This window comes from Pseudoalteromonas sp. UBA2102 (assembly GCF_002331165.1).
Taxonomy (GTDB): domain Bacteria; phylum Pseudomonadota; class Gammaproteobacteria; order Enterobacterales; family Alteromonadaceae; genus Pseudoalteromonas; species Pseudoalteromonas atlantica.
The window spans coordinates 50,125-76,650 of the sequence record NZ_DCYU01000060.1 but is presented as its reverse complement, the minus strand read 5'-3'; the positions used below and the strand labels follow the sequence as shown (position 1 = coordinate 76,650).

At 40.5% G+C, this 26,526-nt stretch carries 21 protein-coding genes; 14 read left to right on the top strand and 7 right to left on the bottom strand.

The annotated features are described in order from the left end of the window. Window positions 1-138: 138 nt before the first annotated feature. The 4 genes from B2R65_RS07875 (at window position 139) to B2R65_RS07860 (ending at window position 2,938) form a co-directional block, all read left to right on the top strand. Window positions 139-930, top strand: coding sequence for a crotonase/enoyl-CoA hydratase family protein (locus B2R65_RS07875; RefSeq protein WP_286741822.1), 792 nt, complete (start codon window positions 139-141; stop codon window positions 928-930). 72 nt (window positions 931-1,002) lie between these two features. Continuing rightward, window positions 1,003-1,356 (top strand): CidA/LrgA family protein, encoded by a 354-nt coding sequence (locus B2R65_RS07870; RefSeq protein WP_286741821.1) that lies wholly within the window; start codon window positions 1,003-1,005, stop codon window positions 1,354-1,356. After that, entirely contained in the window at window positions 1,349-2,068 is a 720-nt protein-coding gene (locus B2R65_RS07865) for an LrgB family protein (RefSeq protein ID WP_286741820.1), read from the top strand. Before B2R65_RS07870 ends, B2R65_RS07865 begins: the two co-directional genes overlap by 8 nt. 36 nt (window positions 2,069-2,104) lie before the next feature. After that, window positions 2,105-2,938 (top strand): mechanosensitive ion channel family protein, encoded by an 834-nt coding sequence (locus B2R65_RS07860; protein ID WP_004586209.1) that lies wholly within the window; start codon window positions 2,105-2,107, stop codon window positions 2,936-2,938. 42 nt (window positions 2,939-2,980) lie between these two features. On the opposite strand, the gene B2R65_RS07855 is transcribed toward B2R65_RS07860, so the two are convergent. The 4 genes from B2R65_RS07855 to B2R65_RS07840 form a co-directional block, all read right to left on the bottom strand. Then, window positions 2,981-4,333, bottom strand: a complete 1,353-nt coding sequence (locus B2R65_RS07855; RefSeq protein ID WP_024033089.1) for a magnesium transporter — start codon at window positions 4,331-4,333, stop codon at window positions 2,981-2,983. Window positions 4,334-4,602: 269 nt separating this feature from the next. Beyond that, window positions 4,603-5,352, bottom strand: coding sequence for a serine/threonine-protein kinase (locus tag B2R65_RS07850; RefSeq protein ID WP_024033091.1), 750 nt, complete (start codon window positions 5,350-5,352; stop codon window positions 4,603-4,605). A 146-nt stretch (window positions 5,353-5,498) separates the two neighbouring features. Next, window positions 5,499-5,972, bottom strand: a complete 474-nt coding sequence (locus tag B2R65_RS07845; protein WP_052026274.1) for a MarR family winged helix-turn-helix transcriptional regulator — start codon at window positions 5,970-5,972, stop codon at window positions 5,499-5,501. A 306-nt stretch (window positions 5,973-6,278) separates the two neighbouring features. Next, window positions 6,279-7,946 (bottom strand): methyl-accepting chemotaxis protein, encoded by a 1,668-nt coding sequence (locus tag B2R65_RS07840; RefSeq protein ID WP_286741819.1) that lies wholly within the window; start codon window positions 7,944-7,946, stop codon window positions 6,279-6,281. Window positions 7,947-8,460: 514 nt separating this feature from the next. Here B2R65_RS07840 and B2R65_RS07835 point away from each other — a divergent pair. The 9 genes from B2R65_RS07835 to B2R65_RS07795 all read left to right on the top strand — a co-directional run bounded on the left by B2R65_RS07835 (window position 8,461) and on the right by B2R65_RS07795 (window position 20,392). Beyond that, window positions 8,461-9,978, top strand: coding sequence for an endo alpha-1,4 polygalactosaminidase (locus tag B2R65_RS07835; protein WP_286741818.1), 1,518 nt, complete (start codon window positions 8,461-8,463; stop codon window positions 9,976-9,978). A gap of 219 nt (window positions 9,979-10,197) precedes the next feature. Then, the gene (locus B2R65_RS07830; RefSeq protein WP_286741817.1) at window positions 10,198-11,061 is read left to right on the top strand and encodes a polysaccharide deacetylase family protein; all 864 of its coding nucleotides are present in this window, start codon (window positions 10,198-10,200) and stop codon (window positions 11,059-11,061) included. Beyond that, on the top strand, window positions 11,061-14,336 hold the full coding sequence (locus tag B2R65_RS07825; RefSeq protein ID WP_286741816.1) for a tetratricopeptide repeat protein: 3,276 nt from the start codon (window positions 11,061-11,063) through the stop codon (window positions 14,334-14,336). The genes B2R65_RS07830 and B2R65_RS07825 overlap by 1 nt, the downstream gene beginning before the upstream one ends. Before the next feature lie 14 nt (window positions 14,337-14,350). Continuing rightward, window positions 14,351-14,866, top strand: a complete 516-nt coding sequence (locus B2R65_RS07820; RefSeq protein WP_286741815.1) for a protein PelC — start codon at window positions 14,351-14,353, stop codon at window positions 14,864-14,866. Beyond that, window positions 14,863-16,158: a PelD GGDEF domain-containing protein gene (locus B2R65_RS07815; RefSeq protein ID WP_256845369.1), complete on the top strand. Its 1,296-nt coding sequence runs from the start codon at window positions 14,863-14,865 to the stop codon at window positions 16,156-16,158. Before B2R65_RS07820 ends, B2R65_RS07815 begins: the two co-directional genes overlap by 4 nt. After that, complete coding sequence (locus B2R65_RS07810; protein WP_286741814.1) at window positions 16,151-17,134, top strand: tetratricopeptide repeat protein; 984 nt, start codon at window positions 16,151-16,153, stop codon at window positions 17,132-17,134. Before B2R65_RS07815 ends, B2R65_RS07810 begins: the two co-directional genes overlap by 8 nt. Then, complete coding sequence (gene pelF / locus B2R65_RS07805; RefSeq protein WP_286741813.1) at window positions 17,127-18,644, top strand: GT4 family glycosyltransferase PelF; 1,518 nt, start codon at window positions 17,127-17,129, stop codon at window positions 18,642-18,644. The genes B2R65_RS07810 and pelF overlap by 8 nt, the downstream gene beginning before the upstream one ends. Then, entirely contained in the window at window positions 18,632-19,996 is a 1,365-nt protein-coding gene (gene pelG / locus B2R65_RS07800) for an exopolysaccharide Pel transporter PelG (protein ID WP_286741812.1), read from the top strand. Before pelF ends, pelG begins: the two co-directional genes overlap by 13 nt. Before the next feature lie 84 nt (window positions 19,997-20,080). Then, window positions 20,081-20,392, top strand: coding sequence for a hypothetical protein (locus B2R65_RS07795; RefSeq protein ID WP_286741811.1), 312 nt, complete (start codon window positions 20,081-20,083; stop codon window positions 20,390-20,392). 105 nt (window positions 20,393-20,497) lie between these two features. On the opposite strand, the gene B2R65_RS07790 is transcribed toward B2R65_RS07795, so the two are convergent. From B2R65_RS07790 to B2R65_RS07780, 3 genes are all read right to left on the bottom strand, one after another. After that, entirely contained in the window at window positions 20,498-21,499 is a 1,002-nt protein-coding gene (locus tag B2R65_RS07790) for a D-Ala-D-Ala carboxypeptidase family metallohydrolase (RefSeq protein ID WP_286741810.1), read from the bottom strand. 15 nt (window positions 21,500-21,514) lie between these two features. Continuing rightward, window positions 21,515-22,831: a L,D-transpeptidase family protein gene (locus tag B2R65_RS07785; protein ID WP_055252857.1), complete on the bottom strand. Its 1,317-nt coding sequence runs from the start codon at window positions 22,829-22,831 to the stop codon at window positions 21,515-21,517. 211 nt (window positions 22,832-23,042) lie between these two features. Beyond that, window positions 23,043-24,020, bottom strand: a complete 978-nt coding sequence (locus B2R65_RS07780) for a DNA topoisomerase IB (protein ID WP_286741809.1) — start codon at window positions 24,018-24,020, stop codon at window positions 23,043-23,045. 343 nt (window positions 24,021-24,363) lie between these two features. Here B2R65_RS07780 and B2R65_RS07775 point away from each other — a divergent pair, with 343 nt between their 5' ends. Continuing rightward, on the top strand, window positions 24,364-26,250 hold the full coding sequence (locus B2R65_RS07775) for a hypothetical protein (protein ID WP_286741808.1): 1,887 nt from the start codon (window positions 24,364-24,366) through the stop codon (window positions 26,248-26,250). Window positions 26,251-26,526: the final 276 nt, after the last annotated feature.

Sequence of the window (26,526 nt, the reverse complement as noted above, 5' to 3'; positions counted from 1 at the left end):
AAGCTTAAATAAGATTCAAAGTGCTTTGACTAAAAAAGTTAAAAATAATTCAATTTATTTTTTATTATAAAACAAACCGTTACTTTACTTAGTAAGGCGTACATCATAAGCTCAAACACATAATAATAGGAGAGCGCAATGATAAAACTAGAAATACAACAAGGCATTGCTAACGTTATTTTAAGCCGCGCAGAAAAACAAAATGCACTTAGCTTTGATATGTTCATGCAATTAAACAGCACTATTAAACGTATAAAAAAAGATAAAAGTGTTCGCGCCGTAGTGATAAAAGGTGATGGTGAGCATTTTTGCTCAGGGCTTGATGTGGCTGCAGTGATGGCCTCACCATTAAATATTGGTAGGCTGTTGCTAAAATGGCTACCTGGCAATCAAAACCTAGCGCAAAAAGTGGTACTGGGCTGGCAATCGTTAAGCGTACCTGTGATTGCGCAAATAAACGGAAATTGTTTAGGGGGTGGGCTACAAATAGCGTTGGGCGCCGACTACAGAATTGTTGATACCCACGCAAAACTGGCCATTATGGAAGCGCGTTGGGGGTTATGCCCCGATATGGGCGCTAATGTAGTGCTTGCTGGTTTATTAAAGCGCGACCAAGCGCTGTGGCTGGCAAGCCACGCCAATCCTATTAGTGCACACACGGCCTACGAGCTGGGGTTAGTCACAGAGCTTACAGACAATACCGAACAGGCCACACAGCGCATGTTAAATATATTACGTGAACGCTCCCCCGATACACTGGCAGCGATAAAGCGCGTTACTCAACAAAGCTACACAACAAACCAACGACAAATTTTAGCTAAAGAAACGTTTAGCCAAATTCGCTTGTTACTTAATCCTAATACTAAAAAAGCAATTGCCAAAGCAAAAGGGAAAACAGATATAAGCTATGCAAATTCAAAGCGCTGGTAAGACTAAATTAGCATTTAATAATAGTGCGTATTTGCTAACGTTAATTTCTTTCTATATTAATGAGCCATTATCATGAAGTACTTGCTTAGCAGTGCAATTATTTTACTGTGCTTAGGGTGTGCTAAATTAATAATGCACTTAATTGGTGGCAGCTTCCCTGCAACGCTCCTTGGCATGGTTATTTTACTGAGTTTATTACTGTTAGGTGTAGTGAAAGAGCACCATATTAAACCCTCGGCCTCCCCTATTTTAAATATTATGCCAATATTTTTTATACCCGCGGGGGTAGGATTTATCGAGCACATTGCACTTATTAAGCTGCATTGGCCCTATTTGGTTTTGGTTATTTTGCTCGTCCCTGCCAGTACGCTTTTACTGGTAAGCAGCGTTGTTGGCTATGTTAAAGGTAAAAATAACAATGACTGAGCTGCACCTTACGCTATGGTACTTAACAACTCCCGCTACTATTTTGCTGTTTTTACTATTAAGAGCGTTTAATAAACACTGGCAGCACAGCATAGTAAAGTCGCTCACCAACCCAGTGTTTTTAAGTATTGCGATTATTGCCTTAGTGCTTGTTAATTTAAAATTACCTTATGCTGATTTTTCCACGCATAGCCAACTACTTAGTTGGCTATTAGAGCCTGCTATAGTGGCACTGGCCTTACCTTTGTATCAGCAATTTATACATGTAAGAAAAAATCTACTGTTAATAGTAAGCACCTGTAGCTTAGGTATTATTAACGCCACTGTGGTGGCTTTTATTTTAAGTATTTTATTTGATGTACCCGCCAATTTAAGCGCCTCCGTAGCTGCATTAAGTGTAACTACGCCTATTTCATTAATAGTTACTGAGTCTTTAGGGGGGATTAGCTCTCTTGCCGCTGCATTAGTTATATTTATTGGCTTACTAGGTGCGCTCTTTGGGTTAATGCTCATTAAGTGGATAGGTGTTAATAACCACCAAGCTCAAGGAATCGCAATGGGAACTGCGTGCCATGCTATAGGCACCGCAGCAGCACTGGACGAGCACCCAAAAATAGGCGCGTTTTCCTCGGTTGCTATGGCTTTAAGCGCATTATTAACCGCCATAATAGTCCCCGTGCTATATCCTTTTTTAGTCAACACTTTGCTATAGTTAGCAAAAATAATTACGCAATATAAAGAGCCCACTATGATCAGTTCTGAAATAGAACAATTTGAAAAATACTACACCATGCTCACTGAGTATTTAGTTACCTACAGCATGCAAATTGTGGGTGCCGTTTTTATTCTTATACTAGGTTTGTGGGTGGCTAAAAAACTCTCAAATTTAGTCGCTAAATTGATGGCTCGTCACAATATCGATATCACGCTTACCAGCTTTGTCAGTAACGTGGTAAAAGTATTGCTTATTGTGATGGTTGTAGTGATAGCACTTGGCAAAATAGGCATTAGTGTTACCCCCTTTGTAGCGGCTATAGGTGCTGCCTCTCTAGGTGCGGGTTTGGCCTTACAAGGAATGCTTTCAAACTATGGCGCTGGCCTTGCTATTATTGCCACGCGCCCTTTTGTGGTAGGCGATACCATTGAAGTAAAAGGGGTCAGCGGCCAAGTAAAAACAATTGAGCTGGGTTACACCATTTTAATTGATGAAGAAAAAGTAGAAATCACTATTCCTAACAAGCACATAGTGGGTGAAATTATTCACAACTCGTTTAGTTACTCGTTAGTTAAAGGAGAAATAGACATAGCCTATACTGCCTGCGCTGATACCGCTGTTAGCCTTATTGAAGAAGTGTTAAAGGCTCATGATCAGGTGGCTCAAAACCCTATTTCTCAAGTAGGCATAGAGCGCTTTGCCGATAGCGGCGTAACCATTAGTTATCGCTATTGGGTGCCTACAACCAAAATAATAGAAACCAAGCTTGCTATTAACGCAGGCGTTTATAAAGCCATTAATAGCGCTGAGATAGAAATACCCTTTCCGCAGCGGGTGGTTACTATTAAAGAACGCGACCTTTCTTAATAAAAAACAAGGCCGCTTAATACGGCTTTGTTGTTTTATAGCTTAAAGCAGTAATAAACTGCCTAACCCTAAAAAGGTCACAAACCCAACTATATCGGTAACCGTGGTTAATATTACCGAGCCAGAAAGCGCAGGGTCTATTTTCATTTTGTCTAAAATAGACGGTATAACAACCCCAGCTAACGACGCAGCAACTAAGTTAAGCAATATAGCAACGGTAATTGTAATGCTTAGCATTATGTCGCTAAACCAAACAAAGGTGAGCGCGCCAATCACTAATGCCCACACTAAGCCGTTCACCGCCCCCACCCGTAGCTCCTTTTTTAAAAGTGCATTGCGGTTAGAGTCGGTTACCTGGCCAAGCGCTAAACCGCGCACTATTACCGTTAAAGTTTGACTCCCGGCGATTCCGCCCATAGAGGCCACCACAGGCATAAGTACCGCCAGTGCCACAACCTGCTCTATTGTTGCGCCAAATAAGCCAATAAACCAAGATGCTAAAAACGCAGTGGCTAAATTTATACCCAGCCAAATTCCCCGGTTTTTAGCACTCTTTCTTACACTGGCAAACAGGTCTTCGTCTTCGCGTAAACCACCAGCTTTGGCCGCAGCTTCGTCGGCAATTTCTTGGCGTAGTTCGTATGCCGAGCTAATGGTTAAACGCCCGACTAATTTGTTATCGGTATTAACCACCGGCATGGCCATTTTTTCACTGTGAATAACCACTTCTGCCGCTTCGTATAAATCATCATCTGCATGTAATGATGAAAAATCATAGTTTGCCAGCGCCAATAGGTTATCGCCTTCATCGGCTTTTATTAAATCATTTACTGCAAGTTCACCTATTAGGCTGCCTTGGCGGCTAACTAAATACACAACTTCGCTGTATTGCGGCAAACCTTTGTGCAGTAATTTTTTAACGCCTGCAATTGTTGCTTTTTCAGTTATTTTTAGAAAGTCGAAACCAACCCAGTGACCTAATTGCTCAGGCGGATACTGCTGAGCAAGATCGTATTGTTTCGTTTGTGCTTCATCGAGTTGCTTTTTAGCATAATCAACAAAGCGCTCAGGAATAACCTCTTCAAGCTCAAGTAATTCTTCAACATTCACTTCATCTAATAGCGCGTATGCCTCGCTATCATCTAAGGTTTGTAGTAACCATAAGCAGCTGTCATCGCTCAGGGTGACAAATATTTCATGCTGCGTGTCTTTATCTAATAGCTGCCAAATTTCTAGACGCTGTTCTTTTGGGATGGCCTCAAAAAGTAGCGATAGGTGTTCAGTAGATAAATTAAGCTGTGCATCGGCTAAAAGCTGGCTTTTTTGCGTGTGTGTTTCGCATTGTAATAAATCGTTTATTAGCTGCGGTAGTTGGTCGACTGGATACTCAATCATCTTGAAACCTTAAATTTTAAAATGCACATTGCTTATAGTTTACTTGAACAATAAAAAATTGCAGAAAAAACCTAAACTTATTAAGACGCTTTAAGCTTTGATGGTTGAAACTGCGCTCATTATTTTTGCGCATTGTAGGGGTAAAAACACCAGCGATACTACTGTTTATTTTAAAAATTAAAATAAGAAATTATTGGCCTTATTTTTAACCAAAAAAAGCCCATAACGCTAAGCTGTTATGGGCAAAGTCACACAATGAAAAAGGGGAATTAAAATCTATCGGTTAAGTTACGTATTAGGTCAGAGTCCACAAACTGCGTGACCATTGCAGCACCCCATGCATATGCACGTTGTATTGGGTAGCCTTTAAATATCCAGCGTTTACGAACATGGTTAAAACGCTGTAAATACTGCTGCTTAGCACGCGGCAAAGGTGTACTACTTAGCTTATCCCACGCTTTATATACGCCCGACATGTCAGAGCCGCGCATAAAACGTTGCAACCAACGCGCAAAGCGCGAAAAGCTAATGGTTGACTGAAAATCAATGATATAAGGCTTGCCATCGCTACCACATAATATATTGCCCATATTACGTAAATCTAAATGCACAATGCCTAGGCGGTGCATTTTTGCAACTTGGCGTTCAAGCTCAATAAAAAATTCAACAGGCAACGTCTCACCCTGGTGTATTAAGCTCCTAAGCGGCGTGCCTTCTATGTAGTCATACGCCACCGCTATCGGCGATAAACGGCTAAACCGATTAGCAACTGCATCAAGCTGTGCTAAGCGGCTCAACCCTTTAAATTCTTGATTTACAGAAAGCTTGGCAAAGGTTTTACGAATAAACCACGGGCTTTGGCTAAAGTCTTTTACTATTAAGTCAAACGTATCATCTTTGTACCTGTATACAATTGCGTTCGCAAAACGCCCTTTATGAACAACACTTAAATACTGTTGCATAAATACATGTTCAGGAAACTGCTGCTGTAATTGTGATAACAACTTATTTTCAATCATAACAAACCTAACAAGATGATAACTTTAATTGCCTAGGCAACTATATTAGCAAAGTTGGATTTGCCGCACAATTAGATCTAGTACTTAGCAGGCTAAGTTTTTATTGAAACAGTATCGCTAAAATGTTGATAATCTTTTTTAGAGATTTAAGAAGGTGTATCTAGGTTGTTTATTGCTCGGTTTAGTAAGTCCATAACGCTGTGTTTTTCATTTTCAGAAAAACCGCTAAGTGCTTTTTCGTACACTTGATTTACTAAGGGCATTATTTGCGGATAAAGCGCTTTGCCTTTATCACTTAAACTTAAAAGTGTAGAGCGTTTATCAAACTCACATTGTGTTTTTTCAATTAAGTCTTTTTCTTCTAAACGCTTTAACAAACGGCTCATCGCCCCTTTATCGTACACCATATGATCGCTCAGTCCGGCTAATGTGTTTACTGAGCCACGCGCTAATAGCACTACCACAATATATTGCGCAGAGGTTAAGTCCATACAATCGAGTTGGGCATCAATGTGTGTAGCAATTTTTGAACGTAAAAACGATATCAACCGGCCTAGGTCTTGCTCTGCTACGAGCGTTTCGGGGTCGGCGTTTTGTACTGAAGGCATACTTTGTTGCATATAAGGGTTACTCTGTTTATTCAAAATGCGTGTAATAGACTACACATAATTAATAAAATTCCCTAGGGTTAGCGTACTTTCAAAAATAAAAATTTGTTCTAGCTAGGGTCTGGCATGTTTGGCGTTAATACTGCGTTATCGCCTATGCCTCTGCAACAACCTTAAAATATAAGCACAGCTTTACCAAATAAAAGTACCTTACTAAAAATTCAACCTCAAAAAGCAAACAGCCTCTAAACCATTTTGTATTTAAAATAAAAAGCCGCAACATAAGTTGCGGCTAGTAGTGGTTTATGCAATGACGTTTTAAACCTTAAACTGCCCTATTAACTGTCCTAAGTTTTCACCGCGCCCTGCTAAATGCTGGCTAACCTCAGAGGTGGCCTTACTTGCTTGGGTTAGTTCATTAACAATTTCTTGAATGGCAAACACATTACGGTTTATCTCTTCTGTCACTGAGCTTTGCTCTGTTGCAGCGGTTGCAATTTGCGTACTCATGTCGTTAATCGTGGTAACCGACGTAGTCACAGCACCTAAACTTTGCGATATATCGCGCGATGACTCAACTGAGCGATTACAACTTGCTTGGCTCGCCTGCATGGCATTTACCGCGGCGCCCACTAAGTTATGTAATTCACTTAGCATTTCACTAATTTCATGGGTACTAAGTTGCGTACGACTCGCTAAGCTCCTTACTTCATCAGCCACCACGGCAAAACCCCTACCCTGCTCGCCGGCACGTGCTGCTTCTATGGCGGCGTTAAGTGCAAGCAAATTAGTTTGCTCGGCAATGCCACCTATTACACTAAGTACACTGTCTATTTTTTTAGATTGCTCACTTAAAGAGTTTACCTCATCAGCAGCTAGGTTAATTTCGCCCATAAGGTTGGAAACTTCACTTAGTGAAATATCTACGCACTCTTGCGCTTTTGCCACTTCTAGCGTTGCCGTATGAGTAGACTCAGCAACTTGCGTGGTATTTTTAGCCACTTCGTGAGAAGTAGCCGACATTTCGGTAATCGCTGTGGCAACTAAATCTGTTTCGTGGTTATGATTAAGCAGTTTATTTTCAAACAGTTTTGTTTGCGAATTAATATCGCTTGAGGCATTTTTTACATCATTAGTAACATCAGCCACATTACTTATAATGCTTTGCAGCTTGCTAACAAACACATTAAACGATTCGCCCAACTGCCCTATTTCATCGTGCGTATGTATAGCTAGGCGTTTTGTTAAGTCGCCTTCACCTTTAGCAATATCATCTAAGCTTTGGCCCATTATTTGGATAGGTTTAACCATAGCGTTAGACGCTAAAAGTGCGCCCACTACGCTAACCACAACCCAAAATAAGGCAATTAATAACAAGGTGGTTATTTTTTCGCGAGTATGTGATTGCATTGTTTGTTTATAATTTGCAAGCTCTGTTTGTATATCATCCATATAGGCACCCGTACCAATCATCCAATCGGTACCTGGTATCATTACGGCATAGCCTATTTTCTCTACTAACCCGTTGGTATTTGGCTTTTGAAAATGGTAATTAAATGCCCCGCCACCTTTACGTGCTTGCTCTAATAATCCAACAATTATTTTTTTACCATTTGGGTCTGTCATCCCTATTTTATTTTGCCCCTCAATAGCACTTCCTAATAAGGCATGGAACACGCTAACGCCACGTGTGTCGTAAATAAAAAAGTAACCGTCGTCACCAAAAGTAAGCTCCCTAAGGACATTTTTAACACTTTGTGTTGATCCGTTATCCAACTGATGGCGTACCAAGTTGCTTGCTATTTCCACTTCAGTGGCAAGTAGCGTGTGTTTGTCTTTAATGAGTTTAGATTTAATTGTTTCAAAATTTTGTTGCTGGTTTTGTGATTCTAAATAGTACGAGCTGGCCATTAAGCTAATTAATAACAAGCTCAACGGTAAAATAGCCAGTAGTAAAAGTTTATTTCTCAAGCTTAAGTTACTCATTAAATCTCCACAAATAGGGTATGCACGTTATCACTGTCTGCTTTGCAGTAATCAACGCAATAAAGTAAGCATTCAATATGTCACTATTTATATCAATTTATAAATAGTGCAGGGGGTTGCCAAGGGCTGGCAAGGTGGGCGCATTATAATTAGATTACAGCGCTTTAGATATACATTATCACTCGACATTAGTCGCAATTTTTTATCGAAAACACTGTGTAGTAAGGCATTTTCATTACCTTTTACTTAGTTAACACTCAAGCAATTCCACCACTATTCATCTCACATTAAGGTAGCCAGGCATTTTTATTTAACATATAATCATCACAATTCTAATAATAAATACTTATACAAAAAGCGGGACAATGTTCAACGTTAACTTAGGCTGTGGTTTTTAAAAATAATAATGAAGTACTTCTTATATCTAACGTTGTTGATTTGTTTAAACGTGTGCGCTCAACCTGCTAACAAGAGCATAGCCTTTTATTACTCATCCCCCATGCCGCTGGCTGAAATGACCTTTTATTCACGGGTTGTTGTGCAGCCGCAAAGCATCACTCCACACGAACTTAATTGGCTTAAAGAGCGCAACATTAGCGTATACGCTTATTTGAGTGTTGGAGAATCGTTTACTGAAAATGAATCCTCAGTAGCAAAAAATCCACACTGGAATAGCCATATTGCTGATTTAACCGCTGAGCACTGGCAACAACACCTGCAAAAACAAGCACGTGAATTACAACAACGAGGCTTTAACGGTTTATTTTTAGATACGCTCGACAGCTACCAATTATTAAAACCCGATTACGATAAAGCGGCTCAACAAGTGGGGCTTGTGAATATAATTAAAGGTTTGTCGAGTACATTTAACAAACACTTAATTTTAAACAGAGGGTTTGAGCTACTGCCACAGCTTAACGATTACGCCTCTGATTTAGTTGCCGAGGGGCTATTTAGCCACTTTAATCCAGTAGATAACAGCTACAAACTTACCACTGAGAACGATCAAGCTTGGCTAAATGAAAAGCTTCATAAAGCACAATCAGTGGGCTTTAACGTACAGGTAATTGATTACGCTAAACCACAGCAGCGCCTTGCGATGGCTAAACAAATTATTGCCCAAGGTTATGCTCCTTGGGTTACTGATGGGCACCTTCAAACTTGGGGGACATCAAATATACGGCCTGTGCCTAGGCGCATACTTATTCCATACAACAGTAATGTAAAGCCACTTATATACACCACAGTTCACTTAAAGCTTGCCACAATGATTGAGTATTTAGGCTACATACCTGATTACATAGACATGGCTAACACGCCTTTACCTAAAGTAGATACCAGTCTCCATGCAGGCATTATCTCTTGGACGACGAGCGATCAATTTTATAATGCACAGGTTATTGAGTGGCTCGAAAGTAACTTAGGCGTGGTACCGCAACTGGTACTTGGCGAGCTCCCTCCTTCTAATAAGTTACTTGAAAGCTTAGGAGTCGAGCCTTTTAATTTGCCTTCAAATGGGCCTTATAAACTCGCGGCTATGGCATCTTGGCTCAAAGGTGAGTCAACCACTGCGCCCGCTATTGTAAAGCCCTATTTATTAACGCTTGCAGAGAATGCGCAATCATTAATATCAATACACGCTGAAGATGGCACCACCCTAACCCAAGGAAGTAAAACTAAGTACGGCGCACTTATCGCGGCACCTTGGCTTATAGATACACTGCCTATGGAGGGCAGTAACTGGGTTGTAGACCCCAAAGCCGTGTTAACTAAGGCAATGGGGCTTGCGCCTATACTAGCCCCAGATACAACTACATTAAGCGGTCGGCGTATGCTAACCCTTCATATTGATGGCGACGGCTTTACGAGCATTGCACACTTTGCAGGTAAACCTTACGCAGCAGAAGTTGTGCGCGATGAAGTTATAAAAAAATACAAGCTACCACTTACCTCCTCAATTATCCAAGCCGATATTGAGCCTAACGGATTGCATGGCGCTGACAGCCCAAAGCTTGAAAAAATAGCCAAATAAATTTTTGCACTTCCTTATGTCGAAGTCGCATCACACACTTACAGCCATCCCTATTTTTGGACAGCCTTATCAGGTAGAAAAGAAATAAATAAAGACGACACCGACTACGGGTTTCATTTAGATGTACCCGGTTATGACGCCATCGATTTAAATAAAGAAATAACGGGCTCAATAAATTACATTAATGAGCGACTCGCACCAAAAAATAAAAAAACAGTGATGATGCTATGGTCGGGTGATGCAACCCCAGGCCCAAAAGCCCTCGAACTTGCGCGCGATGCCGGTGTAATTAACGTTAATGGAGGAAATACCGACGTAAATGCCGACAATCCAAGCTTGTCGCATATATCACCTATTGGCCGTCCTGAGCGAGATTTGCTGTATCAAATATACGCGCCCATTTTAAACGAAAATGTTTACACCAATTTATGGCACGGCCCTTACTATGGTTTTAAACGCTTAGTAGAAACATTTGAAATAACCGAAAAACCATACAGGTTAAAGCCTTACACAATTTACTTTCATTTTTACTCTGGCGAAGTGCCAGCAGGGCTTGATGCGCTGCATTACAATATTGATTACGTATTAGCCAAAGAAAATACCCCGGTGCATTTAAGTCAATATGCACGCATTGCCAAAGACTTTTATTTTTCTGCGCTTGCTAAAAATACGCGTGGCGAATGGCTATTTAGTTCTAAATATATAAAAACGCTGCGCTTGCCTGCTATTTTTGATGTGCCCAATATGACTAACAGCCAGGGTATTTTAGGGGTAACCGCGCAAGGAAACTATATTCACGTAGGCGATGAAATAGCCACAATTAACTTTGATCATACAACGCCAGATAACCAACCTTATTTGCTCTCTGCTAATGTCGCGTTTAGTAATTGGCAGGTAAACGGCCCTGTCAGCTTTAAAGCGTGGATTGAGGCTAAAATTGAGCTTAAAAATGCTCGCAATTGTCAATTCATTTCGCATATGGGAAAGCGCTTTAGCGGAAAAACCTTTGGCAATACAACGCAGTTTACATTACCTGCTGGCGAATTTTATGGCTATTTAAACTGCGCAACAAGGGCTCAATAATGAATAACAAAAAGCGCCCTCACTTAGTATCAGTTAAAACCATTTTAATTATATTAGCGGTTAGTTGTTTTTCACTTTACGCGCTGTTTCCGCACACCTTATTTTTTGAAGATGACTCGCTATCGCAAGATTATACCTTTGAAAAAACCTACTTAAATGCCGCATTAAGTAGCGACCCTAACAATGAAAAATTACGCGCCAAAAAAATAGCCATTCACCTGGGCTTAAATGAGTATTCGCAAGCGACTAACGAGCTTGAAAAACTCCCTAAGAGCGATACAAAAACTGAATTAGAAATAAAACTTTTATACGCATTGTGGGTTGATAGCGGCGCAAATAAAGATGACCGTTTTGAAGAACTAACACTTAAACTTGCGGCATTTAAACACTGGGATAACCAGTTATTAAATATAGCTAAAGCCACGGGGCTCAATGCAAACGTAGCGCAATATTATGAGCAACACGCACAGCCATTATTAGCCGCTGATTTTTGGTTAGGCGCAGGTGAGCCTGGCAAAGCGCTCGCTATTTATAAAACCCACATTAATGCCGATGTAGCCCAAAAAGCCATTGAAACCGCACTGGGTGCTAACAATCCAAAACAAGCTTACACATGGTGGAAAAAATACGGTGATACCGCTAATACCGAGCGTACATTATATTTTGCAAGCTTAGCGGGTGATAATAAAGAAGCCTTAAAAGCAGTAGAAACATTATTAAAAACTCAGCCTAATAACAGCGAATATTTAACCAAAGCCATGCATTTAAACTTAGCCAATGGCAATGCAAACGCAGCTGAACAATTAATCGCAAAGTTATTACTTAAAACACCCAATGATAAAGCGCTGAGGCTTTTAAATTGGAAAATTATGCGCTGGCAAAATAAGCCTAAACAGGCGCTTAAAGAATTTAAATGGTTAATGGCCCATAAAGCCGTTGATGTAGCTATGCTGACCGACAGCATTAATGATGCGAATGCCTTGTACTTATATCAAGATGCCAACGACATTTACGAATATAAAGCGCAAAACCGACAGCTTAAAGGCAACGGATTTGCAAATTGGATGCAAACCAACGAATTTATTGGTAACGCAAAACAAGAGCTTAATCATATTGAGCGCTATGAGCAAATAAACGGAAAAACACCTCTTTCACAATATTGGAAAGCCAAGGTGTTACACGATACCGGTAATTTAGCTGGCCTGAGAGCTTTGTGGCCTCACTACGCAGGGCCAAAAAACGAAGAAGACTTACTCTGGCTTGCAAGAGCGCATTGGTTAAACGATGACTTTACAACCGCTTTGGCCATTTTAAAGCAAAAAACACATAGTAACGATGATGAGTTTTGGGGGGCTCGAGTTGATATGGCTTTGCGTGTAAATGATAAAAAAGAAGAGCTGTATGCTTTAGAGCAATTAAAAAACATTAGCCCACTGAGTGTAGGTGATATGCTGCATTATCAGCAGCTAAAATTTGCCGACAACCCACAAGGGTTATTAAATTACCTATGGCAACAAACAGCACTCACTGATAGACAGTTAATCCAAATCACCTTATTAAGCACGCAAATTGGCGATGAAGAACACGTTACTCGTGCTCATCAGGCTCTTGAAAAACAACGTTATAATAAAGCGCTTTACCCTGCATGGTTAATATTATCAAACTGGTACCAAAATCAAAGTGACTTAAATTACGCATACACAACACTTAACCGCGCAGCAAAACTAAGTGAATACAATCCCGATGTGGTACTAGCGCAAGGCTGGCTTGCATTGCAAATGCACGACACCATTATGATTAAGCGTATTTTAGCTAACTACTCAAGCAATGAACCCAGCCGAGAGTGGGCACAATTACTGGCGAGTTTATCTATTCATCAAAAAGCTTTTAATAGTGCTTATTTTTATCTGCGCCAATTAGCCATTAGTAACCCTCGAGATTTAACCACTTTAGTAAATTTAGCCGATGTTATGAACCAGTTAGGCTACTACGCTAATGCCAGCGAACTGAAACATTACTTATTAAACCATTTACCAAAAGACAAATACGCATACCGAGGTTTAATGATCCAATGGGCCGGCGCAATGGCCTTGCCCCACTTACGCCAATTTAGCAGCTTAGATGACATAGCACCTGAGGCTATAAACAACGCAACCGCCAACTGGTGGTTAGCCAGACGCGCAGCACAAAAACTTGAGCCATGGCAAAAGCTACAATTGGCTATGAGCAACGGCGAGTTTAATAAAGTAAAAGCACTGGTAAATACGCAAACGTTAGGCAAAATAGATGAGCTAAGTGCTTTGCTCTATTTAAGGCAGCCTTATGCAACTATGCAGCGTTGGTATGAGGAGTTAACACAAGCCGAAACGTCTTTATTACGTAATGCCCGCACCAGCTACTTTAGAGCATTAGAGATTAACCTATCCCCTGAGGCCGGTTTAAATACCAGCCAGTACGATATAAATGTTTATTTTCCGTATGCTAAAGGGCAATGGAAACTTAGCATTAGCAATCAACAAAACCTAAATAACAACGGGTTACTGTTTGCCGTAGAAGATAAAATGACGTGGGGTCGTTGGTACTTTGATGCAAAAGTAGACTCTCATCAGGGCAATTTAATGAGCCGCCAAGGCTTGAGCCTAGATGCGCGTTACCAATGGGACTCCCGCACGCAGGTAGGTGTAAAACTTGAGCACAACGTTGAAAACCGCCAATCAGAAACCTTACTTAGCTTTGCTAAATTAAATAAAACCACGGCTTATATAAATTACGCTATTGATGGGCGTCAAAACGTGCAGTTCTCGGCAGCCGCCATGGCATTTAAGCGCCGCAGTGATAGCTCAACGCTTGTCAGCGGGCAAGAATATAACGCCCGCTATCAATACACTATTTTAAAAGACCGCCCTATTTGGAGTACTTATTTTAGTGCTCAATGGCAAGACTTTGAACGCACTTTAGCCCCTTTAGGCATAGATCAAAGAGCGCGACCGCTGCTTATTGATATACAACCTTTTAGGCGCTTTGCTCTGGGCACTTCGCTTTCGTCAAACTCAAACTTAGCCCCCCCTTATTTAGGCGAAAGCCTCTCGTGGTTATTCGACATCAGTACGGGTTATCAAACGTTAAACGACACTCTCGACATTTCAGTAACAAGTGGTGCGGGCTGGTCAGTGCTAGGGGATGATTTATTTAAATTACAGCTGGGTTATCAAAGTAGTAATAAAGTGGGTAACTCAGATACACAATTACAATTAGGCTATTACGTACATTTTTAATGTTAGGAGAGAATATGTTTCGTTTAATCATACCGTGTTTGGTATTAGTGCTCAGTGCATGTACCACCAGCCGTGTGGCTGATGATGTAGAGCTAGGTCCATCAACTACCGTGGCTTTAATGCCTTTGGTAAATCATGCGCAAACCCCCTTAGCCGGTGAACGTGCAGAAGATATACTGGCGAGTATTTGGCAACAAAATAAGCTTCCTACGTTATTACGTGCACCGCGCAGTAACTCTAAAGACCTTCCGCCACTTGACGATCAATACCGTCTTGATAACGCCATGCAGTGGTTAAGCACACAGCAAACAGACTATGTGTTATCAGGTAGCATAGAAGAATGGCGTTATAAAGCGGGCCTAGATGGCGAGCCGGTAGTCGCACTTACACTTAGCTTAACGGCTAATGGTCAAACAACCCCACTTTGGACGGGCACTATCGCAAAAAGTGGTTGGGGTCGCGACAGTATTGCCGCGACAGCACAAGATGTCATCGCCGATTTAATTTCGTACATTGAGGTTAGTGAGTGAAAACACATTTTTTTCGACCAAGAGAGGTCCCTGAGCTACAAATTTGGGCTGAGGTAATTGTATTTACCGCGCTTGCAATTGTGCTGCCGGTTATATTTAACGCCGAAGACCCCTTTTGGACGGAAAATGGGTTTTCGTGGCCGGTACTTGGGCCGCTGTTAGTGGCTTTGCGCTATGGTTTTTCAAAAGGCTTTATAAGCATATTATGTTTATTAGCCGGGCAATTGCTGTTAAGCAAAAGCGAAGTATTAGCGCAACCTAACGAATTTAATATTAACGCCATGATTGGTTATTTAATTGTAATTATGATTGCTGGCGAATTCAGAGATGTATGGGAGCGCACTAATCAGCAGCAAAGTATTGAGCTTGAATATGTAACTAACCGATTAGAAACCTTTACCCGCCAATACCATTTAATAAACTCATCCCACGACCGGATTGAGCAAATGTTAGCAGGTCATACTCTTAGCCTGCGCGAATCGCTCCAAGCGGTACGGGCCGTTATAGGGCAACTAACACAAAGACGCTTAGACAGTGCGGCAAATAGCATTTTAAACTTATTTGTTGAATATGGCTCACTTGAAAAAGCAGCGCTTTATAAAGTAGAAAACAACACCATAATAGAGCAACCATTAGCAAGCATAGGTGCTATGGGCGAGCTAAATATGGAAGACCCCCTTATTAAAGCCATGTTTGAAGAGCGCGAACTGGTTTCTGTTAAAGAGGTTAAAAATAAATTTAGCCAATACCATATTGCTATCCCATTAGTTGATATTAATAACACTATTTACGGGGTGATTTTAGTACAAAGCATTCAATTTTTTGCCCTTAAAAACACCACACTTACTTTGCTAGCCGTTATGGCCGGTAACATTGGCGATTTGCTGCGTCATGAAATTACCAACCCGGTAATGACCCCACAAGAAACCCCTTATTTTGTAAGGCAACTACGCAGGGCGAATAAAGAAGCTAAACGCTATAATATTCCCTCGCAGCTGCTTAAACTCAAAGCAATGCAAACAAGTGAAGAGTCGCGCCAATTATTAGAGTATTTAAGTGAAGCTCGCAGAGGTTTAGATATTTATCTTTACGATAGTCAAAACCACACACTTTTACTGCTTATGCCAATGGCAAGTGAACTGGACAAAAGTGGCTTTATATCGCGAATTAATACTTGGTGTATCGAGCACTTTGGTAAAACCGTTGAGCAACTGCAAATTAAAATAGAAGAACAAATGGCATTGCCTATAAGCAGCGAACACATCGCTAAGTTAGTTGCATCCCATGATTAAAATTATCGTTGCCGCTTTTATTGGCTGTTTATGTGAATACTTTGCTTTTGCGCATATTTTAGATGCGCCTAACTGGCTGTTGATTGTTTTATTACATGGCATTGCTAGCCTGTGCTTTACCTTTGTAAGCCATGCTTTTATTCCTAACAAATACAAAACCACCTTAAAAAGTGGCTCAGCGCTGTTATTTTTACTGCTATTTACCTTGCCTGTATTTGGTATTTTAGGGGTGGTATTTGCCATTACTTTTGCCCTTAGTAAACCGCTTAAAAACAACGACATTGATATTGTAGAGCACAAAGTTCCTGCCCTGCCCTTTGAAGCAAGAAGTGTTTCAGCAACGCCTATTTACTCTATGGGTGGACTAAAAGCTATTTTAAAACACGCCAGTGAGCCAAATAAACGCCTAAGTGCAGTAATGGCTGCACGGCACATGAGCGATGCCCAAGCTATTCCTATACTCAAACTGGCATTAAGAGACTTAGAAGATGATATTCGCTTACTTGCCTATTCAACTCTTGATAGCAAAGAAACTAAACTGAACGAAAAAATAAGCCAATGCCAGCACGCTATAGCCAATACCACGCAACAACCTAAATTAAGCAATCTGCAACGCCAACAAGCCGAGCTTTATTGGGAGCTTAGTTACTTAGGCTTAGCACAAGGCGCACTAAAAAAGTACGTACTAGAAAAAGCAGAAGCACTAACCTTAACAAGTATAAAGTTTAACCCTCAGCCAGCAAGCTATGTGTTTTTAGGGCGAATTCAACTTGCGCTCGGTAAATTAGATGAGGCGCAGCAAAGCTTAAATTTAGCCACGCAATTAGGCATGGCTAGGCGCCACGTACTACCTTATAAAGCCGAAGTCGCCTTTGGATTACACAATTACACAGACTGTCAGCGCTATCTTGAAGAGCTAGCACTACAGCCTAAAGGCTCTGAGTTACGCCATTTACAGGAGTATTGGCATGAGTGAAAAAAAAGCCGACATTTTACTCTTACTTGAAGGCACTTACCCTTATGTACGGGGCGGCGTATCAAGTTGGGTACACCAAATTATAGAAGGCCTGCCTCACTATAACTTTGAATTAGTGTTTGTTGGTGGCGCACCCGAACACTACGGCGACATTCAGTACACGCTACCGAGTAATGTAACTAAGCTGCATGTGCATTATTTAGTTACGCAACACAGTACAAAAATAAAAGCGAAACATGGCGTTAAATATAAAAAAGAACTGTTTGATTTTTGGCAGCAATTGCAAGGGTATTTCCGTGACTGTAAAGACCCAATACCGACGGAGCTTTTAAAGTTTGCCTTTGAAAATCTAGCTAAAAAAGACGGCATCAACGAAGCCGATTTTTTATACAGCGAGTCGTCGTGGCAGGTGCTGGCAAACTATTATTTAACCTATTGCGATGAATCGTCATTTATCGACTTTTTTTGGTCGTACAGAAATTTGTATAAACCACTGTTTAAAATAGCCGAAATAGCCGGTTCACTCCCCGATGTTAAACTTATTCATTCTATTTCGACAGGCTATGCTGGCATATTGGGTGCAGGTGCAAGCGTTATACACAACACGCCATTTTTGCTTACCGAGCACGGTATTTACACTAAAGAGCGTAAAATAGATTTAATACAGGCCAGCTGGATAAAAGAGTCTGAACAAAGCCTAGGTAAAAACCTAAATACTGAAATGGGCTTTATTCGCCGAATGTGGATCAGCTTTTTTGAGCAAATTGGCCGCACTACTTATCATCAAGCCGACAAAATCATCTCGCTTTATGAGGGGAATAGACAAAGGCAAATTAAAGATGGAGCCAGCGAAAGTAAAGCCTCGGTAGTGCCTAATGGTATAAAAACAAAACGCTTTGCTGATGCGCTTAACGCGAGACCTAAATCGGTCCCTATGGTGGTTGGGTTAATTGGCCGTGTAGTGCCAATTAAAGATATTAAAACCTTTATTCGTGCCATTAAAGAGGTCCAAGCCGAACTGCCAGACATAGAAGGCTGGATCATAGGCCCTTTTGAGGAAGACCCACAGTATTATAAAGAGTGCCAGCTACTTGTAAGCAGCCTAGATTTAGACAAAAACATTACGTTTACCGGCATGAAAAACATCGTCGAAATACTCCCAAAGCTAGGTATTGTTGCGTTGACTTCAATTTCTGAAGCTCAACCATTAGTGCTGCTTGAAGCAATGGCAGCAGGCGTACCTGTACTTGCAAGTGACGTGGGCTCGTGCCGAGAAATAATAGAAGGGGCAAGCGAGGAAGATAGGGCCCTTGGTAAAGCTGGCGAAGTAGTTTCTATTGCCTCACCCAGCGAAACCGCACAGCAAATAATAACCCTATTGGAAAATGAGCAAACATGGTATCAGTACCAACAAAACGGCCTCAACCGTGTTAAAACATACTACGACGAGAGCCATATGTTTGCCCGCTACGATAAACTTTACAAGGATACAATCGCATGGCCGGAATAGGTTTTGAGATACGTAAAATTCTCAAAAAAAACACCCTACTCTCTGTTTTTGAAGCATACGGTTATGCGGGATTAATAGGCTCAGGCCCTTGGCTGCTTTCTATCATTGCGCTCATGCTAATTGGTATTTTAAGCCTAGGTGTCGTGCTGCCAAAAGTATTAATTATTCAGTTTTTAACGCTTATTACGTATATGATGGCAGCGTCCCTTATATTAACCGGCGGCCTGCAGCTATTATTAACGCGTTTTGTTGCCGATCTGTTTTTTCAAAAAAAGGACGAGCAGGTACTGCCTAATTTACTTGGCGCGCAGCTTGTTACCACCCTTGCCGCATTACTGATTGGCTTAGCTGTATGGCCAATACTACCGCTACCTGTTGTGACTAAAATAATAATATTAGGGGCGTTTGTAAGCTTATGTAACCAATGGCTTGGCGCTATATTTTTGTCGGGAATGAAGGAGTACCGGCTTATTTTAATAACCATGTTAAGCGGTTACAGCTTTATGGTGTTACTGGCATTTTTACTGCGCGACTGGCAAATAGACGGGTTGTTTTTTGCTTTTTTTGCCGGTGAAGCGCTGCTCTTTTTTAGCTTTTTGTTTATGATTATTCGTCGCTACCCTGGCGGTAAACTCATTAGTTTTGATTTTTTAAACAACAAAAAAGTGTATTACAACCTATTTTTTTGTGGGCTTTTTTACAACATAGGCGTGTGGGCCGATAAAATTATTTTTTGGTACTCCCCCGCTACCTCTATTCAAATTATAGGCACATTAAGAGCAAGCCCTATTTACGACTTGCCTATATTTTTAGCCTATTTAACCATTATTCCAGGAATGGCGGTATTTTTAGTCAGAATGGAAACCGACTTTGTAGAACAATACGACCGTTTTTATACCGCCATTAGAGGTGGCTCATCGCTTGAAGAAATTTTTTACCTAAAAGATAAAATGGTGCAAACAGCGCAAGGCGGCCTTTACGATATATTTAAAATCCAAGGTATAACCGTTGCGTGCTTATTACTGTGGGGCGAGCAAATACTGACCTTTATAGGCATAGACCCTAACTATAAAACATTACTGTTTATTGATGTGGTGGGGGTAGGTGTACAGGTTATATTTTTGTCTATTTTAAATATTTTATTTTACTTAGATAAGCGTGCCACCGTATTATTTTTATCTGGGCTGTTTTTGTTTATCAATATCGTATTTACGATTGCCTCAATTGCATTAGGGCCACAGTTTTATGGTTACGGTTTTGCGCTCTCGACCATAATTACATCTGTAATTGGTCTTTATTGGCTATCAAAACAATTTGAAGAGCTTGAGTACGAAACTTTTATGCTGCAGTAATATATTATAAAAGCGGTATAAAAGTCGTCTTCTTTTACGTGACTGAAAACGTACTGAGTTTCTCTATATTTAATGGAATATATTATGGAAATTAATTATTTAAATTATTCACTTCAAGAGTTGCGTGAAGCTTGGATAGCAGTTGATGATTACACGTATCCGGAGCGTGCAATTGAAGTTTATAAACTTTTAAAAAATTTGGAGATAAAAGCTTCAGAAGAAAATTATTGTGATACATCATCTGCTTGGGTTGTCTCTATGCTACGCAACTTCAACAAGCCTAAAATATTTGACCCAGCCTTTAGCGATGTATTACTTGAAGAAAGTAGTGCTATGATGAAAGAGAAGCGAGTTATTAAACTTATAGCAGAGCGAGAAAATATTGATCACATGTAAGTGATCAATATTTTAAGTTAAGAGCAACACTAGCCAAATTTAACGTGGAAAAGAGTTTGGCTTTTTACTCGCATCATTTTTTACCAACACAAAAAAGCTATGTGGTTATTTACTCACCCAGCGCGCTTTAAAACCACGCGTATCAACATGTATAAATGCACCGCGATGCGATTTTGGCCCGTAAACACCTAAACCGCCAAGTAAGCCTTTAAATGACTCTCGCTTAGCGAGCGACTCCACTATACCAGCCATAGCTTGTGCATCGCCAATAGAGTGCTTGCCGTCGTTGTTTATATCATCCATACGGTAGTCGCCATCGTTATCTATAAATATATCGGCAGCATCACCAAACACATGGCGGCTAAGCTTTACGTTACCAATGGCTTTGTTGTAATAAGGGGTGCGGTAACCGCTCATTACCACCATATTTTTAACCGGTATGTTTTCTAAAATCAGCTCTTTGCGTATTTTTTCAAGTTTAAGTAACAACTTGTTTTGTAAAAATAAGTATTTAGGGTGCTTACTTCGTTGCTTACTCACAAATTCTTTAAGAGAAAAATGCGGTGATATTTTTATATTTTCGTTCTCTGGGGTCACCTTTACAAAACCATCGGGCACTATGTAATGCTTACTATCCTTAATTTGTGAAGGCGTTGGGTAATGGCCAATGTGGTAATATTTAAGCTTTCCACCTTGTACTTCATCTGCAGGTACTTTAACAAACACATTAATTGTCATACGTTGCTTTTTGTCGGGGGATTCAATAATTACCCGTGTTAAGCCAGGCTTTTTAGGCGCCTGCCACTGCCAGCGGTTTGTATCCGTTAAGGTGGCGTTGCTATGGTTATTAATAAATGAATAGGGTCGTTTTGATTGTGCGTAAAGCACTTCAAATTCAACTGCCTCATTAGGCATCACAAATACAGAAAACACCGAATACGGCATTACTATGTCGTTAATTTTTAGGCTAAACTCTGCATCTTCAAAATTTGCTTTATTTTGAATATCAACGCTTGGGTGTGCTTTTTTCACGGGCTCGGCGGCATAACTACCTACGCTTACGCAAAGCGCTAATATGCAGCCTAAAATACTCGGTATAAACGGCATAAATCCTCTCATAGTCTATTTTATCAATGCAGCAATGACTGACTGATCTTCGTTTTTAAGTAATGCTTTTGCGTCGTGTTGATAAATATCGTCTCTAAAATTAACGAGCATGTCTTCATCAACCCACGCCGTCCAATACACTAAATGAATAGGTAAGGGCTCATTTAAATAAAAAGTTTGAGTGGTATCAGTATCTCTGGCTTTATCCACTTGCTTAAGAGTGCGCTCTTCACCTTGGTGCTTAATTATTTCACGCGCCAATGAAAATGGCTCTTCAACCCTTATACAACCATGTGATAACGCACGCTGCGCTTGGTTAAAACGCTGCTTTGCTGGCGTATCGTGAACATAAATGGCTTCAGGATTTGGAAACAGATATTTCACTTCGCCAAGTGGGTTTTCATCCCCTGCACGCTTAACTAAAAAGTGATCAAACTGATAGGGCTTAATAGCCTGCCAATCAATATTACTGGGGTTAACTGTTTTAGAATCTAGGTAGCTGTTTTTTCTAACTTCGATATTATTTTTAGCAAGGTACTGAGGATCTTTTGCCACCTTTGGTGCTATTTCTTTGGTTGCAATAGAGGTTGGTATGCGCCACTCAGGGTTTACTACAAATTTTTCGATTTCGTCACTAAAGGCAGGTGTTTCCCAACTCGGCTTACCCACAATAACGTTATTTTGTAGTTTTACTTCGCCTGCTTTTACATAACGCAATGTGTACTCAGGTATGTTTACATACACATACTGCGAATCACTTGAGCCTGCGAAGTTAGTTATGCGGTAAAAGTTAAGCTTTAATTTAGCCAATTTTTTCTTAGCGGGTACATTAAGCTTAGCTAAGGTGCGCTTTCCTACTCGCCCATCAACCTTTAAACCGTGGCGACGCTGAAACTGTTGCACAGCCTGCTCAATGGTTTTATCAAATGTGCACATTGCGGTGTCACATACATTGCTGGTTAAGTCACGCTCTTGATACAAACGCAGCGCCAACTGACTCACCGCTTTACTAGTGCTGCCAAGTTCAAGCAACTCATTAGTGTATAAAGGGGTAAACCCGCCACTGTTAACTATTTCTGTGTACCAGTTAATTGCTTTTTCGGTGCGCGCGATTAACTGTGCTGCATTTTGATCAAAATAATAATCGCCATTTTGCAATTGTTGTTGCGAGTTGTAAGTGGTTAATGAAGAGTTGGCAAGTGCCACACTTTCAAGATCTGCACTGCCTAGCGCTTGCCCTGTTAGCATGGCGCTAACGCAGCCTGCAAGCGTAGCGTGTAACGTAATGTGCTTTACCTTTGTAGACAATGCCTTTGAAAATAACCCCTTCACTTTGTACCTCCTCGCTAAATATCATTGATAAATGCTTTTGTACTTACTGCTTAACAGTAATTTGAAGGTGCAATGCAGGTGCCAAAATAAAATAAAAACACAACACACTGAAATTTAATAACTTTTTAAACTTTTACATGGTAATTAAAAAACACTTCAACTACGCAATTATGTAATTTGGTTGCTGTAGTGTGTAAAGTTGCTATAGCAATTAGTCTTTTAAAAAGGCCAAAAAGCCACGCTCATAACGACTCAAGTATTTTGTTTTTCGCGGTAAAGAAAGCGACTCTCGCCACGCTGTTTGGGTTTGCACATCCTCTTTACACAAGGCAATTAAATCCGGGTGAACATACGATTTACGGGCAATAGCGGGCGTATTACCTAGCTGCTCAGACACGCTCTCGAGCATACTTTTTAAACTAAGTGCGCCTTTTGCTTTTACAAGTTGCTTAAAGGCAATAACACTCGCTCGCCAGGTTCTAAAGTGCTTAGCGCTAAAGTCCTCACCCATAATTTGTTGAATATACTGGTTAATTTCACTAGAGGTTACGTTTGTGCGCTCTCCATCGCTTATATATTGAAACAAATGCTGACCGGGTAAATCTTGTAGGTCTTTAATTATATGGCTAAGCACTCTGTCGGTTATGTTTACCTCGCGCTCTTTGCCCGATTTAGCCCGATACCGTAGCTGTATATTTTTACCCGTAAGCTTAGCATGGCGATTGCGCAGGGTTGTGGCGCCAAAACTTTTGTTTTGCTTTACATTTCGCTCGTTACCTACCCGCAATGCACCTAAGTCCATAAGCCTAACTACCGCAGCTAATGTGCGCTCTACGCTGAGCTCATCCCCTTGTAAATCGTTTTCTAAACGGGCACGCAGTAATGGCAGCTTATTGCCAAACACCCCACAGGCTTGGTATTTTTTCGCCTCTTGTTGAGCTCTAAAATCTTCATGGTAGCGGTATTGCTTACGGCCTTTACTATCTATCCCGGTTGCTAAAATATGGCCATTTTCTTCAGGGCAAAACCAAGCATTTTTGTAGGCGGGCGGAAACGCTAACGCATTTAAACGATCAATCACTTTTTGATCGGTAATTTGCTTTCCTATTGGGTCAAAGTACAGCCACGTTTTGTTTTTACGCTTACGGGTTATACCGGGTAAATTATCATCTACGTAGATTAGTTTCATTTATGCTCCTAGCAACTTAAACCACCATCAATAAATGTATCACTGTAAAATAACCTTAAACTGAACAACGTTATTGATATATAATCAAAAATTGAACAATAATATAAAAATCCGTTTAGTTAATTACCTGCTTAAGTATATAAACTGCACCTATTGGTATCGTTTAGCTATGCTCGTTTTGGCCAAAATATACACGGATAATAATACCAACTCGCTTAATTAATTAGTCTATTTGAGCCCGGAAAAACATAGCTAACACTAGGTTTGGTCCCGCAAATGATTAACTATTATTGCAAAACTGGTAACCCCCCTTAAATAATGTGCTGTTTACAAGGAGCATACAATGGCATTTGATTATGGTTCTATTGATCTTGGGTTAAAAAACCCCTTTAAGTTGGAAGGTAAAGTAACCGCGCTAAGAGGTATTATCGAGTCGGTAGCAGGCGTAAGTTTACTTGTTATAGCTGCAAGCTCGGTGAAAGAAAGTACCACCGCAGGCTGGATTTTAATGCTATTTGGCATGTTTATTTTAGCGCTGGGTATTCGCTCTTTATCGTCAGGTATTTATGCCACCTTAAAGTACTTTGTAGGCAGAAACCACCCTACGTCGCTTGCGTATAATTTTAGTAAGTCTGAGAGCTCTACCGCGCAAGAAGAAAAAAAAGAAGTAGCCTATAACGCCCAATCACTCGAAGAAATGCTGGTTGGTCGTAAAAACAGTACCTTTAAAGAGCCTAACGGATTTTTATCTCGTTTGTTACACAGCTTAATTCCCAAACTGTTATTTTTACCTTACCCAATTCGAAATGTAGCGCAGCGATTATTTGGCTCATGGGTGAGCACGCTTGTTGCTTTAGTTGCTTATGGGCTTGTAGCGTTTGTTTCGCTGTCGGGCTTTACTGGGGAAGCTGGCGAATTGGCCTTTCCGGTTTACAGTGCTATTTTAATGTTTTATGTGCTTTTTTCTTGGCGCTCAAGTAGCAAACCTATCTCTCGCAATGCTGAAAGAAACATTGAAGCGCTGGGAGGCGGTACATTAGCTAAAATTATTTCGTTGTCGTTTATTTTGCCGATTGTTATTGGCCTTTCTATGTCGTGGCTAATGCAAGAGCAACATATCAGCAAACAAGAAATAGACGCGTGGATGGCACAACTGCCAAACTTGCATGCTGGCATCTACCTCATTGCCATTATTATATTAGCAACATTAAGCTGCGCATTAGTATTTACAATGATCAAAGCACGCTTAAACGCAGTGACCCCTACCGCCGAAGTGTCAGAATTACGTGAAAACTGGCAAGAGTCTGTTCACCCTGATGAAGTATTTATAAACCTTGATAATCTTGTCATGGCAAATAGACGCTACAAAGAAGTGCCTAATAGAGTTTACCGCGAGCTAGACCCAAAATTGCAAGAGCAAATAGAGGGTAAAGGCGGTTTTAAAGGCGAAATGATTCAAGAGGTTCAGCCTAAACTACATGCTATGGAGCTAGGTAAAAACTTTACCCTAGCCAGGTTAGTCGCGCTAATAAGTGCTAATTTACTTTATATTGTGGCGTTAGCATTAACAGTGTTGTTAGCCTATTCATTAATAGATATTTATTACTACATAGATAGCGCTAATATTAATAATTTACAGCAAGCGTTTAATAATCAAAACGTTATACAGTTTAGTAGCTTACTAATGAGCAGTGTTCATATTTTAATAATAGCAGTGATTATTAAAGCCTTTGCTCGTTTATTGGCTAACTGTGCTCATTTATTTTTTGCCGAAATGCAGTTTGAATCATTACTTGTGTACTTTAAGTGCGAAGGTACATTTACCGAATCTAAAATTTCAACGGGGACAGGTATTCACGACAGCACCCGCTCAGAAAACACCTTAGTGCGCAGCAGTATCACGCCATGGGTCATTGTCTCTCGTGTTATTACGAGCACGTTTGCTGCCACCGGTATGAAAAACCTTGAGCATCCTCGCCATATAATGGAAATGCACAAAGATGAAGGTCAATTACAAGCCATTAAAAATGATGTAATTGCCTTTCTAAAAGACCGCGAATCGATTGCTTCAATTACCAGTGAGCGCGATTTAGGCAATGCATCGCAAATACATCAATTAAACCAACAAACCCGTGCAATACCTACTCAGCAAGCAATAACAAAAGAGGATGAAGAGGCCGCTGGTTACCTAAGGCAAGAAGAGAACTTAACACCAGAGCCTAAAGCTTAATAATCGCTTTGCTATATTTGTAAAAGCTAAACTGCGCCACGGTTTGTCATCTAGGCAACTAGGTTACAAACCGTGTGCGCACTAAATACTTACCGCTAAACCTTTTTTAAATACCAGCTTGTTAAAATTTATGGTGTTTATCTGCCTTATTATTAACGTATTTTTAATTGTCCTTCACTTTATTGAATCATTTATACCTATTTGACCGATTAATTCTAAATTTACGCATAAACCCCTTGCTTTATGCGTTAAAAACCAAATAATGAAGCAATTATA

What these genes read in the sequence shown, in the direction of transcription:
- B2R65_RS07790 (WP_286741810.1), bottom strand. Translation starts at nt 21,499, where the DNA reads ATGCCGTTTATACCGAGTATTTTAGGCTGCATATTAGCGCTTTGCGTA.
- pelG (WP_286741812.1), top strand. Translation starts at nt 18,632, where the DNA reads ATGGCCGGAATAGGTTTTGAGATACGTAAAATTCTCAAAAAAAACACC.
- B2R65_RS07810 (WP_286741814.1), top strand. Translation starts at nt 16,151, where the DNA reads ATGATTAAAATTATCGTTGCCGCTTTTATTGGCTGTTTATGTGAATAC.
- B2R65_RS07830 (WP_286741817.1), top strand. Translation starts at nt 10,198, where the DNA reads ATGATGCTATGGTCGGGTGATGCAACCCCAGGCCCAAAAGCCCTCGAA.
- B2R65_RS07835 (WP_286741818.1), top strand. Translation starts at nt 8,461, where the DNA reads ATGACCTTTTATTCACGGGTTGTTGTGCAGCCGCAAAGCATCACTCCA.
- B2R65_RS07840 (WP_286741819.1), bottom strand. Translation starts at nt 7,946, where the DNA reads ATGAGTAACTTAAGCTTGAGAAATAAACTTTTACTACTGGCTATTTTA.
- B2R65_RS07855 (WP_024033089.1), bottom strand. Translation starts at nt 4,333, where the DNA reads ATGATTGAGTATCCAGTCGACCAACTACCGCAGCTAATAAACGATTTA.
- pelF (WP_286741813.1), top strand. Translation starts at nt 17,127, where the DNA reads ATGAGTGAAAAAAAAGCCGACATTTTACTCTTACTTGAAGGCACTTAC.
- B2R65_RS07775 (WP_286741808.1), top strand. Translation starts at nt 24,364, where the DNA reads ATGGCATTTGATTATGGTTCTATTGATCTTGGGTTAAAAAACCCCTTT.
- B2R65_RS07850 (WP_024033091.1), bottom strand. Translation starts at nt 5,352, where the DNA reads ATGATTGAAAATAAGTTGTTATCACAATTACAGCAGCAGTTTCCTGAA.
- B2R65_RS07820 (WP_286741815.1), top strand. Translation starts at nt 14,351, where the DNA reads ATGTTTCGTTTAATCATACCGTGTTTGGTATTAGTGCTCAGTGCATGT.
- B2R65_RS07870 (WP_286741821.1), top strand. Translation starts at nt 1,003, where the DNA reads ATGAAGTACTTGCTTAGCAGTGCAATTATTTTACTGTGCTTAGGGTGT.
- B2R65_RS07860 (WP_004586209.1), top strand. Translation starts at nt 2,105, where the DNA reads ATGATCAGTTCTGAAATAGAACAATTTGAAAAATACTACACCATGCTC.
- B2R65_RS07780 (WP_286741809.1), bottom strand. Translation starts at nt 24,020, where the DNA reads ATGAAACTAATCTACGTAGATGATAATTTACCCGGTATAACCCGTAAG.
- B2R65_RS07825 (WP_286741816.1), top strand. Translation starts at nt 11,061, where the DNA reads ATGAATAACAAAAAGCGCCCTCACTTAGTATCAGTTAAAACCATTTTA.
- B2R65_RS07875 (WP_286741822.1), top strand. Translation starts at nt 139, where the DNA reads ATGATAAAACTAGAAATACAACAAGGCATTGCTAACGTTATTTTAAGC.
- B2R65_RS07795 (WP_286741811.1), top strand. Translation starts at nt 20,081, where the DNA reads ATGGAAATTAATTATTTAAATTATTCACTTCAAGAGTTGCGTGAAGCT.
- B2R65_RS07845 (WP_052026274.1), bottom strand. Translation starts at nt 5,972, where the DNA reads ATGCAACAAAGTATGCCTTCAGTACAAAACGCCGACCCCGAAACGCTC.
- B2R65_RS07865 (WP_286741820.1), top strand. Translation starts at nt 1,349, where the DNA reads ATGACTGAGCTGCACCTTACGCTATGGTACTTAACAACTCCCGCTACT.